We start from the raw sequence: 13,326 nt of genomic DNA, 5'->3' as shown, positions 1-13,326 counted from the left end.
ATGGCTTGATCGAAATGAAACGACTCCCCCCGTTGCCAGCGCTGCACACGTTTCTGATCACGGCCCAATGCTGCAACTTCACCCGGGCCGCCGAACAACTGCACATCACCCAGGGTGCGGTGAGCCGGCAGATCGCCGGGCTGGAAGATCATTTGGGTTATGCCTTGTTCCAGCGCCAGGCCCGCGGCTTGAGCCTGACCGCCGAGGGCCAGGCGTGGCTGCCACGGGTGCAGCAAGTGTTCAGCCTGATCGGCGAAGCGGTCGAGCAGATCGGCGAGAAGCGCCAGACCCTACAGCTCAAGGCCCCGACCTGTGTGATGCGCTGGTTGCTGCCGCGCCTTTTGCAATGGCAAAAGGAACGGCCGGACGTGCCGGTGGAACTGACCACCACCGTCAGGCACGGGGTGGATTTCCAGCGCGAAGCGTTCGACGCCGCGGTGGTCTATGGCCCACCACCGGACTCCGCGCTGGCATGCCTGCACCTGTTCGATGAACAACTGACGCCCGTCTGCTCCCGCCCGGTCCTGGAAGGTCCGGTGCCGCTGCATGAACCCGCCGACTTGCAACACCACCTGCTGTTGCATCCGGCCCTTGACGAGCGCGACTGGAACGCCTGGCTGGCGGCGGCCGATGTGCACTTGAACCAGGTCAACAAGGGCCAGCACTTCGAAACCCTGGACCTGGCAATGTCGATGGCCTCCCAGGGCACCGGCGTGGCGATTGGCGACTGGGCGCTGATCGGCGACGACCTGAGCGCCGGCCGGCTGGTGATGCCGTTCGAGTTGAAGGTCAAGACCGGGCTGGGCTATCACCTGGTGCACCCACGTAAACCCGAGGCGTCGGGGCCGTTGCAGGAGTTGATGGGGTGGTTGGTGGAGCAGGCACGGGCGCGGTAGCAACGTCACAGCAAGCCCCTGTGGGAGCAAGGCTTGCCCGCGATGAAGGCGACGCGGTCTCTCAGAGATCGAGGTGGCTGTTTCGCGAGCAAGCTTTGCTCCCACAAATCCGCTCGCCACATAAGCCGGGCAGGCCTCAAGCCATCAGGATTATCAGAGCAGATTCGGCGCCTGCGCCGGTTCGATCTGTGCCCAATGCGAGGTGTCTTCACGGTGCTGCTGCAGGTACGGCAACACCGCCCCCAGCAACGGCGCCTTGAACGCATCCTGGAAACGATGGGCCAGGCCCGGGATCAGTTTCAACTGGCTGCCTTGGATGTGCGCCGCCAAGTGCACGCCATGCATCACCGGCAGCAACGGGTCGGCGGTGCCGTGGACGACCAGGGTCGGCACCCGCAGTTGATTGAGCAGTGCCACTCGGCTGGGCTCGGCCATGATCGCCATGATCTGGCGCTTCACGCCTTCGGGGTTGAAGGCTCGGTCATAGGCCACGGCGGCCTGATGCAGCAAGGCCTGGCGATCGTCCACCACCATCGGGCTGCCCAACGCGGCCAACAGATCGGCCTGCTGCTGCAGTGCCGCTTCGCGATCCGGCGCGCTGCGCCGCGACAGCAACTGCACCAGCGCGGCGCTGGGTGCGGGCAAGCCTTCGGCACCGGAACTGGTCATTATCAGGGTCAGGCTTTCGACCCGCTGCGGCGCCATGGCGGCCATGTGCTGGGCGATCATCCCGCCCATGCTCACACCCAACACGTGGAAGCTTTGCACCTGCAACGCGTCCATCAGCCCCAGCCCGTCGTCGGCCATGTCCGTCAGGGTATACGGCGCGGCCACGGGCAAACCGAGCTTGTAGCGCAGGGCTTCAAAGGTCAGGTTGGCGCTGCCGGGCGCCTGGCGCCACGTGGACAGACCGACGTCGCGGTTGTCGTAGCGAATCACCCGGAAACCCTGCTCGCACAGGGCGACCACCACTTCGTCCGGCCAATGGATCAATTGTCCACCCAGGCCCATCACCAACAGCAATGCCGGATCCGAGGCACGACCAACGCTCTGGTAGGCCAGGCTGACCTGATCCAGATCGACATGGTGGGTTGCAACATTGACATCACAACGAGACGCCGCCATCGACGGCAGGCCGAAACACAACGCGGCCAGGAAAATAAGTACACGCATGAAGAAACACCGAAACGCAGAACCCCAGTAGAGCGCGAGTCTGATGAAGTTTGTTCAAGCGCGCTGCCACAGTTGCGTGACAGTTTGATGAAGATTGCCGAGCGGTTGCCTGCGCGAAGGATGTACCTGTGGGAAAGGATGTACCTGTGGGAGCAAAGCTTGCTCGCGATACAAGCACCTCGATTCCAGAGAAATCGCGTTGGCTTCATCGCGAGCAAGCTTTGCTCCCACAGGTACCCGCTCAAGGCGCCGGTTTCAGGCCAGTTGGCTACGCAACTGCCGCGCCGCCGCCACCATGTTCACCAGTGCCGCTTCCGTCTCCGGCCAGGCCCGGGTTTTCAGCCCGCAGTCGGGGTTGATCCACAGCCGCTCGGCGGCGATCCGCTTTACCGCCTTGCTCATCAGCGCCACCATCTCGGCCGTGTCCGGCACCCGTGGCGAGTGGATGTCGTAGACGCCCGGGCCGATGTCGTTCGGGTAGTCGAAGGCCTCGAATGCTTCCAGCAACTCCATGTCCGAACGGGAGGTCTCGATGGTGATGACGTCGGCGTCCATGTCGGCGATAGCCTTGATCACGTCATTGAACTCGCTGTAGCACATGTGGGTATGGATCTGGGTTTCGTCGCCCACCCCCGACGCACACAAACGGAACGCGTCAACCGCCCAGTCCAGGTACTCCTGCCATTGTCCGCGACGCAACGGCAACCCTTCACGGAACGCCGCCTCGTCGATCTGCACAATCTTGATCCCGGCTTTTTCCAGGTCCAGCACTTCGTCCCGCAGGGCCAGGGCCAATTGTCGGGCCTGGACCTGGCGCGACACATCTTCGCGGGGGAACGACCACATCAGCATGGTCACGGGACCGGTGAGCATGCCTTTCATGACCCTGTCGGTCAGGCTTTGCGCGTAGCGGATCCAGTCGACAGTCATGGCTTTCGGGCGGCTGATGTCGCCGTAGATGATCGCCGGTTTCACGCAACGCGAGCCATAACTCTGCACCCAGCCGAAACGGGTGAAGGCGTAGCCGTCCAGCTGCTCGGCGAAATATTCCACCATGTCGTTGCGCTCGGCTTCACCGTGCACCAACACGTCCAGTCCCAGGCGTTCCTGGATCTGCACGGCATGGCGGATCTCGGTGTGCATGGCGTCCTGATAGTCGTTGGCCGACAACTTGCCCTGCTTGTAGGCCTGACGGGCCAGGCGAATGGCCGGGGTCTGCGGGAAGGAGCCGATGGTGGTGGTAGGAAACGTCGGCAGCGCCAGGCGTGCGCGCTGGCGTTCGATGCGCTGGGCAAACGGTGAATGCCGCTGGCTATCCTGTGGCCCGATCGCCGCCAGGCGCGCCTGGACCTCGGCTTTGTGAATGCGCGTCGAGCCGGCGCGACGGGCCTGCACCGCGCGGCTGTCGCTCAAGGCCTGCTGCACGGCGGGGGCCTGTGGATCGTTCAGTGCATCGCGCAGCACCGCGACTTCACCACACTTCTGCACGGCAAAGGCGAGCCAGCTCTTGAGTTCGGGATCGAGCCGGTCTTCACGTTCCAGGTCCACCGGGCTGTGCAGCAGCGAACACGAGGTGCTGACCCAAAGGTTGTCGCCAAAGCGCTCCTGGGCCGGTTGCAATTGCGCCAGTGCCTGTTCCAGCTCGCAGCGCCAGACGTTGCGCCCGTTGACCAGGCCCACCGAGAGAATCTTGTAGGTCGGCAGGCGGTCCAGCACCTGGCCCAGTTGTTCCGGGTCACGTACCGCGTCGATGTGCAAACCGTCCACCGGCAGGCTCACCGCCAGGCCAAGGTTGTCTTGCAGGCCACTGAAATAGGTGGCCACGAGTTTTTTCAACGGCGAGTACTGAAGAATGTGGTAGGCCCGCTCGAAGGCGCTCCTCCAGGCCAAGGGCAGGTCGAGGGTGAGGATCGGTTCGTCGATCTGCACCCATTCCACGCCCTGGGCTTTGAGGCGGTTGAGGATTTCACCGTAGACCGGCAGCAGGCGCTCCAGCAGGTCGAGCTTGTCGAACGCCTCGCCCTTGGCCTTGCCCAGCCACAAGTAGGTCAACGGGCCGATGATCACCGGTTTGACCTGATGACCCAAGGCATGGGCCTCGTCCACTTCGTCGAACAACTGTTCCCAACTCAGGGCGAAGGCCTGGTCAGCGGAAAACTCCGGGACCAGGTAGTGGTAATTGGTGTCGAACCACTTGGTCAACTCCTGGGCGTATTGTGCCTGGCCGTGGTCGGCACCGCAGCAACTGGCCGTGGCGCCACGGGCCATGGCGAACAGGGTGTCGAGGGTCGGTCGGCCCTGGGTATTCAGAGTGCTGTGGAAACGCGATGGAACGGCGCCCAGGGTCAAGCTATGGCTGAGCACCTGGTCGTACCAGGCAAAATCGCCGACGGGCAGCAGGTCGATGCCGGCGTCTTTTTGCAGTTGCCAATGCCGGGCCCGCAGTTCACGCCCCACGGCTTGCAACGCGGCCGGGGCCAGGTCGCCCTTCCAGTAGGCTTCGAGGGCTTTTTTCAGTTCGCGGTCGGCGCCGATGCGGGGAAAACCGAGGGTGTGGGCCAGGGCCATGGTGTGCGTCCTCCTGTAAAAGATGGCGCCATTGTCGACAGCTCGACCCACATGAGACAAACTCAACCTTTTCGTGTTGATCACAAGTTTTACTCATGGAGCAACTCCGGTGCTTGAACTCCGTCACCTCAAGACCCTGCACGCCCTGCGTGAAGCCGACAGCCTGGTCGAAGCCGCCGAACGCCTGCACCTGACTCAATCCGCCCTCTCCCACCAGTTCAAGGAACTGGAAGAGCGCCTGGGCATGCAGTTGTTCGTGCGCAAGACCAAGCCGGTACGCTTCACCAGCGCCGGCCTGCGCCTGTTGCAACTGGCCGATGCCGCCCTGCCGTTACTGCGCAGTGCTGAACGGGACATCGCCCGCTTGGCGGGCGGCACCGCCGGACGGCTGCACATGGCCATCGAGTGCCACAGTTGCTTCCAGTGGTTGATGCCGACCATCGACCAGTTCCGCGATGCCTGGCCGGAAGTCGAACTGGACCTGGCCTCGGGCTTCGCCTTCGCCCCCCTGCCGGCCTTGGCCCGGGGCGACCTCGACCTGGTGGTGACCTCCGACCCGCTGGAATTGGCCGGCATCACCTACGTGCCGCTGTTCACCTACGAAGCGATGCTCGCCGTCGCCAACCAGCATCGGTTGGCGGGCAAGGCGTACATCGTCCCCGAAGACCTGATCAGCGAAACCCTGATCACCTACCCGGTGGAGCGCGATCGGCTGGACATCTTCACGCGCTTCCTGGAACCGGCCGACATCGAACCGGCCCAGGTGCGCACGTCTGAGCTGACAGTGATGATGATGCAACTGGTGGCCAGCGGCCGTGGCGTCTGCGGCATGCCGCACTGGGCGCTGCACGAATACAGCTCGCGGGGCTACGTGAAGGCCAAGCGGCTGGGGGAGAAAGGTTTGTTCGCCACGCTGTACGCGGCGGTGCGCACCGACATGCTCGACGCACCGTACATGCGCGACTTTTTGCTGACGGCCAAGGACACGTCGTTTTCTACCCTCGATGGGGTGAGTGCCGTGCGCTGATAGCTTCTGTGGGAGCAAGGCTTGCCCGCGATGGCGATTGCGAAAACGCCATCGCGGTCAAGCCTTGCTCCCACAAAGAACCACACACAGGGGATGGTGGTGGGATTAGAGTTCTAGCCACATATGGATCTTGTCGAGGTATTCGTCGTCCATGCGGATCGCCATCGGTTCGAGGCCGTAGAGGACGAAGCCGCAGCGCTGGTAGAGCTTGAGCGCCGGATCGTTGCCGGCGGTGACGGTCAGTTGCACCAAGCGCAGGAAGGTGTGGCGCCGGGCTTCGTCGAGGGCGGCCTGTACCAGTTGGTGGCCGAGGCCCCGATGACGATGTGCGTCGGCGACGTACATGCCGAACAGCAGCGCCTTGTGCCGGGCTTTTTCCCGGGGTTCCAGGGCCAGGCCGACGATGCCGACCAGTTCTTGCTCGACAAACGCCCCCAGCAGCACATCGAGTCGGCTGCCCAGACGTGCCTCCCACCAGTTGATGGGCAATTTCTCCCGCTCGCTGACGCTGGAGGTGAAGGCCTGGGGATGCAAGGCGTACGCCTGGAGCATCAGCTCGCGATACACCTGGGCATCGCTGGCCCGCAGGCGTCGAATGTTCACGCCGAACGCCGTTGCTCAAGCATCAGGCGCAGCGCCAGGGCACCGAGGACAAACCCCATGAAGTAGCGCTGCACCGCCAGCCAGCTCGGGTTGTGGACAAACCACGAGGCAATGCCGGCGGCGAACAGGGCGATCAGCAGGTTGACGCTGAAACTGACGCTGATCTGGGTCAGCCCGAGGATGATGCTCTGGGTGAACAGCGAACCGTGCTCCGGGCTGATGAATTGCGGGAACACCGACAGATAGAACACCGCGATCTTGGGATTCAGCGCACTGGTGAGAAAGCCCATGGTGATCAGCTTGCGCGTCGAATCCGCCGGCAATTGCTGGGCCTCGAAGGGCGAACGCGCGCCCGGTTTCACGGCCTGCCAGGCCAGCCACAACAGGTACAGCGCGCCGGCCCACTTCAACACCTCATAGGCCATGGGCACCGCCAGGAACACCGCCGTCAGCCCCGCAGCGGCGGCAAACATGTGCACGAAGAACCCCGCCACCACGCCCAACAGCGACGTGACGCCGGCCTTGCGGCCCTGGCAGATCGAACGGGAGATCAGGTAGATCATGTTCGGGCCGGGCGTCAGGACCATCAACAACGCGGCGGCGGCGAAAATCAACAGGTCCGGCAATGGAATCATGGGCGTCAGTCCTTGAGGCGTGAATCAGCAGGTAGCGAGCAGTGTCGCTCGATAAAACGGCAGGATGACCTCGCCTGTCAACGGTGCCAGCACCAGATCGCTGTCGCCGGCCGGGTCGATCCAACGCACCTCTTCGATTTCGGCCGCCGGCGAAACCGGGGCGTCGATGCTCAGCAAGAACACCTCGGCCTGCACGGTAAACCCCGGTTCGTTGGCCGCCGGCGCGCTGAACACGCCCAGGTGGCGGGCCTGGGTCGGGTCGATCCGCAACCCAAGCTCTTCTTCCAGCTCGCGGGCCAGCGCCTGCACCGGTTGTTCATGGGCCTCGATCTTGCCGCCCGGTTGCATGAAGGCTCGGGTGCCGCGCTTGCGCACCAGCAGGGTTTGCCCGTCCGGCCCGAGCAACAGGGCGGCGGCGATGCGGATGAGGGAAGTGGTCATGAGGGATAAAAGCCTTGGCCGGGGAAATGGCGGGGAGATTACAGACCGCAGCGGCGACAGCAAAGCCTGGCGCGACCTCAAAACCAACACAGCCCCCTGTGGGAGCGAGCTTGCTCGCGATAGCGGTATGTCAGTCAAAACATCATTGACTGATACTCCGCTATCGCGAGCAAGCTCGCTCCCACAGGGAATTTGCGTTGTTTGTCAGAGCCCGGTCACCCCAACATCGGCTTCGGCGCCGAAGGGTCGGCCTCCTCTTCGGGGATCTTGACGAACACGCTGTACCGCGCCCCTTCCATCGACTCGAAGGCGATGAGCTTTTCCACCAGCGGACCGCTCAGGATCTTGCCGGCGTTGAGCAGCAACATGCCGTTGTCGGCGTTGAGGTTGCGCGCCAGGATCATGCCGGCCGCCAGTTCCCGGGTGTTCATGACCTTCACCGTCGGATCCGACAAGGTCACGTCTTCCAGGTATTCACCGCAGGCCTTGATGAAATCCTCGATCATATTCGGGTCGTACAACTTGCCGGCGTACTTGCGGATGTAGACCAGCGCTTCGTCGCTGTTCATCTGCCGCTCCAGAATCAACCCGCGCTGCAGCTCGATGAAGTCCACCGCCAGTTTCAACAGCCGCGAGCCAAACGGAATGGCCTCGCCCTTGAGGTGCTCGGGGAAACCGCTGCCGTCCCAACGTTCCTGGTGATGGCGGATGATCCGCGCCGCATCCTTCATCGGGTCCAGGGTCATCAGCAGCGATTCGCTCTGCTTCGGATAGGCTCGGTACAGTTCGAGCTCAGTGTGGTGCAGCATGTCGGCGGGCGTGACCATCATGTTGTCGGTCCAACTCAGCTTGCCGATGTTGTAGAGCGCCGCGGCCATGGTCAGGTCGCGGTCGGTGGACTCATCAAGGAAATGCAGCCGGCTGTAGACCCTGATCAACTCGATGATCTGCCGGTTGGTCTGCTTGGCCTTGGGCAGGCGCAGGTTGGCGATCAGCGAAAATACCTCGGTGCTGGTCACATAACTGCGCTTGAGCTCGTCATAGGCCAGGTCGAGCATGTCGGCGGTCTGCTGCAGCTCGGAGGTGCGCGACGCCACGCGTTTTTCCAGGGTGGCGTTCAGGGTCTTGAGTTGTTGGTTCTGCTCGCGGTTCAGCGCTTCGAGGCGCTGGCGCTCGCTTTCGGAATGCTGGTGGGCCAGGGCCTGGCGCAAGGCCTGCACCAGTTCTTCATCGTTCCAGGGCTTGCTGAGGTAGCGATAGAGCTGCCCCTCGTTGATGGCCTTGGTCATCATGTCCACATCGGCATAACCGGTGAGCAGGATGCGCAAGGTCGATGGATACAACTTGCGGATCTCGGCCAGCAACGTGGCACCGTCCATGTTCGGCATGCGCGCATCGGTCATCACCAGGTCGACCGGCCGCTCCTTGAGGATTTCCAGGGCCTTGGCGCCACTGTCGGCCAGCAGGATTTCATACGGCTGGCTGCGCAACAGCCGACGCAGGCTATTGAGAATCGACTCTTCGTCATCGACCAGCAGCACCGTCGGCTTCTTTACCGGAACGTCCGGCGTTTGATCTTCCATTTGAAACCCCCTCCTGATTCACGACAACCGTTCTACCTTAGCCCCAAAATACAGGCTAGTAGATTGCGAAAATTTAGACACATTTGCCATCAGTGACCGAGCGCATCGCGATGAGACGACTATGCTCTACCCCATGAAGGGCCATGTACAGGCCGAATACTCATGCCAGAGAAAGGGATATCAGATGTTTCCAGGGTTCTATAGTCAGCATCAAAGTGGTGCACGGCCATGAGCCTGCCTTTGGATAAAACCAATCGGCGGATCCTGATCGTCGACGACACCCCGACCATCCATGAGGATTTTCGCAAGATCCTCAGCCCCCAGATGAACGCCGCAGATAACCTGAGCAGCGCCGAAGAGGCCCTGTTCGGCGCGCCGGTGGCCGTCTCGAGCATGAGTTTCGTGCTCGATTCGGCGTTCCAGGGCATGGAAGCCCTGAACAAGGTCGAAACGGCGCTGGCCCAGGGGCAGCCCTTCGCCATGGCGTTCATCGACATGCGTATGCCGCCCGGCTGGGACGGCTTGGAAACCATCGAACGGCTGTGGCGCGCCGACCCCAAGCTGCAGGTGGCCCTGTGCACCGCTTATTCGGATTATTCCTGGGAGGATATTTCCGAGCGCCTGGAACTGGGCGACCGCCTGCTCATCCTGAAAAAACCCTTCGATGCCATCGAGATCCGCCAGATGGCCAGCGCCTTGACCGTCAAATGGCAGATGACCGAGGACGCGGCGCTGAAAATGGACATGCTCGAACGGGCGGTCGAGGAACGCACCCGCGAGTTGGCCGACGCCAACATCATCGTGCAGAACAGCCCGACCATCCTCTATCGCCTGCGGGGCGAGCCGCCGTTCCCACTGATGTACATCTCCCACAACATCACCAAGTTCGGCCATGTCGCGGCGCACCTGATCGACTCGCCGGACTGGGCGCAAACCCTGATTCACCCCGACGACCAAGATAAGGTCCACGAGGCCATGGTCCGCGTCCTCGACCGCGACACTGCGGGGGCGTCCATCGAGTTCCGCATGCGCACCGGCGACGACACGTTCCGCTGGGTAGAGAACCGCTACATCCCGGTGCGCAACGAACAGGGCCTGTTGTTGGAGGTAGAAGGCATCATCCTCGACATCACCGAGCGCAAGCTGGCCGAAGAGAAGATCGCCCTGCTGGCCCGCACTGATGGCCTGACCGGGCTGGCCAACCGCGCCACCATGATCGAGCGCCTCCACCAGGCTTTCGCCGCCGCTCGTCGGGGGGCAGCACCGTTTGCCATGTTCTACCTGGACCTGGACCACTTCAAACGCATCAACGACACCTTGGGCCATCCCATCGGCGACCTGCTGTTGCAGGAAGTCGCCACCCGCATCAAGGCCTGTACCCGGGAAAACGACGTGGTGGCGCGCCTGGGCGGCGACGAATTCGCCCTGCTGCAACTGGACGTCCATGAAGCGACCCACTGCGCCGCGCTGGCGGGCAAGATCCGTGATGCGCTGGTGGCGCCGTATTCCCTGGACGGCAACGACGTGCGGATCTCGGTGAGCATCGGCATCGCCCTGTACACCCCGCAAAGCCTGAGTGCCGACAGCCTGATGGCGCAATCCGACATGGCCCTGTACCGCTCCAAGGAAAAGGGTCGCAACCAGTATCACTTCCATAACGAGGAAATTAACCAGGAAGTCACCGACCGGGTCGCCCTGGCCAACGACCTGCGCCAAGCCATCGAAAACCACGAACTGCACCTGCACTACCTGCCGGAAGTCGACCTCGGCTCCGGCAAGATCCTCGGCATGGGCGTGCAAGTGCGCTGGAACCACCCCGAACGGGGCTGGCTGGAACCGGAGGCCTTCATGCCGGCGGCCGAGAAGACCGGGATCATCATTGGCCTGGGGCATTGGGTGCTGGACCAGGCCTGCCAACAAATGCGCCAGTGGCGCGACCAGGGCATGGCGCCGCCGGTGATCGCCATCGACCTGTCCCTGACCCAACTCAAGACCGGCCCGGAACTGATCTACGACGTGCTGCGCACCACCGCGCGCTGGGAACTGGCGCCCTGGGACCTGCGTTTCGACGTCACCGAAGCGACCCTGGCCCAGACCAAGTGGACCCACAACGACGTGCTGCCGCGCCTCTGCGAATTGGGCGTGCAGATCGCCATCGATGACTTCGGCACCGAGTACTCCTCGTTCGATTACCTCAAGACCTACCGGGTCAACCACCTCAAGCTCGCTCAGCGCTTTCTCGACAGCGCCAACGACGACCCCGAGAACGCCACGACGTTGCGGGCGATCATCAACTTCGCCCGGGACGTGGGCATCGGGATCATTGCCGAGGGCGTCGAGACCCAGGAACAACGCACCACGCTGATGTCCAGCGGCGGGGCGATGCAGGCCCAGGGGCATTACTTCAGCACCGTGGTCGACAGTGGCCAGGCCGCCGAACTGCTCAAGGCCGGCGCCATCATTCCCGCGACAGACCATTGGACCCGGCCGGCGAGCCAGCTATCGGAGAGCAATCCATGAACCCCATGTCGGTACCTGCCAACCGGCGGATCCTGGTGGTAGACGACACGCCGGCGATTCACCAGGACTTTCGCAAGATCCTCAGCCCCAGCGGCGGCGGCGATGACTCGCTGGACGACACCGAAAGCCTGCTGTTCGGCACTCCACAGGTCAACCGGCTGCAATTCCAGATCGACTCGGCCTACCAGGGCGAGGAGGCGCTGGAACTGGTCAAGCGCGCCCAGGCCGAAGGCCAGCCCTATGCGCTGGTGTTCGCCGACATGCGCATGCCACCGGGCTGGGATGGCCTGCAAACCATCGAGCAACTGTGGAAAGCCGATCCGCGCCTGCAAATCGCCCTGTGCACGGCCTTCTCGGATTATTCCTGGGAAACCATGTCCGAACGGATCGAGTTCGACGATCAACTGCTGATCCTCAAGAAGCCCTTCGACACCCTGGAAATCCGCCAGATGGCCAGCGCCATGACCTGGAAATGGCAACTGGCCCAGGACGCGGCGAGAAAAATGCGTAGCCTGGAACGCACGATCGAAGAGCGCGTCCAGGAATTGCTCAAAGTGTCCCACCTGCTGCAATACGACGTACTCACCGAGCTGCCCAACAGCATGTTGCTCGGCGATCGCCTGACCCAGGCCATGGCCCAGTGCCGTCGGCATGACCGGCAACTGGCGGTGATGTTCATCGGCCTGGACCGCTTCAAGCGCGTCAATAACGCACTGGGCCATCCGGTCGGCGACGAAATGCTCAAGCGCGTGGCCCGAGCGTTGGCGACCGTGGTGCGTGAATCCGATTCGGTGTTTCGCTACGGTTCCGATGAATTCGTGGTGATCGCGGGGGACATCGTCGAGGCACAGCAAACCAAAGGCGTGGCCGAAAAACTGCTGGCGGCCATCAGCACCCCCCAGCCCATCGACGGCCATGACCTGAGCGTCACCGCGAGCCTGGGCATCAGCGTGTACCCAACCGACGGTTTCGACGCCGTGGCCCTGATCAAGAAAGCCGAGACGGCGATGCGCAACGTCAAGGAGACCGGTCCCAACGACTACCGTTTCTTCACCGAGGACATGAACCGCCGGGCACGGCAGCAACAGACCATCGAATCGGGCCTGCGCCTGGCCCTGCAGCGCAAGGAATTCGTGCTGCATTACCAACCCAAGCTCGACCTCAAGAGCGGCAAGGTGGTCGGTGTCGAGGCGTTGGTGCGCTGGAACAGGCCCGAACATGGCCTGGTCTACCCATCGGACTTCATCCCGGTGGCCGAGGACAGTGGCCTGATCGTTCCACTGAGCCAATGGGTGCTTCAGGAAGCCTGCCAGCAGGCCTGCCGCTGGCAAGCCCAGGGCATGCGGCCGCTGTACCTGTCGGTGAACATCTCGGCCATCGATTTTCGCCAGCGCGGCTTCGTCGAAGGCATCGCCCGCACCCTCAAGGAAACCGGTCTGGACCCGACACAGTTAGAACTGGAGATCACCGAAAGCGTACTGATGCAGAACATCGATACCACGGTCGCCATCCTCAAGGCCATCAAGCAACAGGGGATACGCCTGGCCATCGACGATTTCGGCACGGGTTATTCGAGCCTGAGCTACTTGCAGAAATTTCCGGTGGATGTGCTGAAGATCGATCAGTCGTTCGTCGGTGACCTGAGCATCGACAGCAATGACGCCAAGCTGGTGAGCACCATCATCAGCCTGGGCAAGAGCCTGAACCTGCACATCATCGCCGAAGGGGTGGAAACCCTTGAGCAGCTTGAGTTTCTCAAGAAGCACCAATGCGAGGAGGTCCAGGGTTATTACTTCAGCAAGGCCGTCGAACCGCAGGCCTTTGCCGATTGGATGACCGAGTGGGAAAAACGCCAGAACCCGTTTTCGTGAACACCTGAG

At 62.6% G+C, this 13,326-nt stretch carries 10 protein-coding genes; 4 read left to right on the top strand and 6 right to left on the bottom strand.

What is annotated here, in order from left to right:
• The first annotated feature begins 14 nt into the window (after positions 1-14).
• The gene (locus tag AB4N80_RS11545; RefSeq protein ID WP_122567190.1) at positions 15-896 is read left to right on the top strand and encodes a LysR substrate-binding domain-containing protein; all 882 of its coding nucleotides are present in this window, start codon (positions 15-17) and stop codon (positions 894-896) included.
• Positions 897-1,049: 153 nt separating this feature from the next.
• Here AB4N80_RS11545 and AB4N80_RS11540 read toward each other — a convergent pair whose 3' ends face one another.
• Both AB4N80_RS11540 and metE read right to left on the bottom strand, forming a co-directional pair.
• Positions 1,050-2,069, bottom strand: coding sequence for an alpha/beta fold hydrolase (locus tag AB4N80_RS11540; protein WP_122567115.1), 1,020 nt, complete (start codon positions 2,067-2,069; stop codon positions 1,050-1,052).
• A 255-nt stretch (positions 2,070-2,324) separates the two neighbouring features.
• Positions 2,325-4,637, bottom strand: a complete 2,313-nt coding sequence (gene metE / locus AB4N80_RS11535; protein WP_122567116.1) for a 5-methyltetrahydropteroyltriglutamate--homocysteine S-methyltransferase — start codon at positions 4,635-4,637, stop codon at positions 2,325-2,327.
• A gap of 109 nt (positions 4,638-4,746) precedes the next feature.
• Between metE and metR the strand changes: the two genes are divergently transcribed.
• Complete coding sequence (gene metR / locus AB4N80_RS11530) at positions 4,747-5,664, top strand: transcriptional regulator MetR (protein ID WP_122567117.1); 918 nt, start codon at positions 4,747-4,749, stop codon at positions 5,662-5,664.
• 105 nt (positions 5,665-5,769) lie between these two features.
• On the opposite strand, the gene AB4N80_RS11525 is transcribed toward metR, so the two are convergent.
• The 4 genes from AB4N80_RS11525 to AB4N80_RS11510 all read right to left on the bottom strand — a co-directional run bounded on the left by AB4N80_RS11525 (position 5,770) and on the right by AB4N80_RS11510 (position 8,926).
• Positions 5,770-6,267 (bottom strand): GNAT family N-acetyltransferase, encoded by a 498-nt coding sequence (locus AB4N80_RS11525; RefSeq protein WP_122567118.1) that lies wholly within the window; start codon positions 6,265-6,267, stop codon positions 5,770-5,772.
• Positions 6,264-6,902 carry a LysE family translocator gene (locus AB4N80_RS11520; RefSeq protein WP_053124734.1) on the bottom strand — a complete coding sequence of 213 codons (639 nt, stop codon included), beginning with the start codon at positions 6,900-6,902 and terminating at the stop codon, positions 6,264-6,266. Before AB4N80_RS11520 ends, AB4N80_RS11525 begins: the two co-directional genes overlap by 4 nt.
• Before the next feature lie 24 nt (positions 6,903-6,926).
• Entirely contained in the window at positions 6,927-7,343 is a 417-nt protein-coding gene (locus AB4N80_RS11515; protein WP_122567119.1) for an NUDIX hydrolase, read from the bottom strand.
• Positions 7,344-7,558: 215 nt separating this feature from the next.
• Positions 7,559-8,926: a response regulator c-di-GMP phosphodiesterase, NosR family gene (locus AB4N80_RS11510; protein WP_122567121.1), complete on the bottom strand. Its 1,368-nt coding sequence runs from the start codon at positions 8,924-8,926 to the stop codon at positions 7,559-7,561.
• Positions 8,927-9,154: 228 nt separating this feature from the next.
• On the opposite strand from AB4N80_RS11510, the gene AB4N80_RS11505 reads away from it, so the two are divergent.
• Positions 9,155-11,446, top strand: coding sequence for a GGDEF/EAL domain-containing response regulator (locus AB4N80_RS11505; protein WP_460082062.1), 2,292 nt, complete (start codon positions 9,155-9,157; stop codon positions 11,444-11,446).
• Positions 11,443-13,317, top strand: coding sequence for a two-component system response regulator (locus AB4N80_RS11500; protein ID WP_305482240.1), 1,875 nt, complete (start codon positions 11,443-11,445; stop codon positions 13,315-13,317). The genes AB4N80_RS11505 and AB4N80_RS11500 overlap by 4 nt, the downstream gene beginning before the upstream one ends.
• The last annotated feature ends 9 nt before the right edge of the window (positions 13,318-13,326 follow it).

This window comes from Pseudomonas sp. H3_A02 (assembly GCF_054671965.1).
The sequence above is the reverse complement of the archived record's forward strand: the minus strand, read 5'-3'. Positions and strand labels throughout refer to the sequence as shown.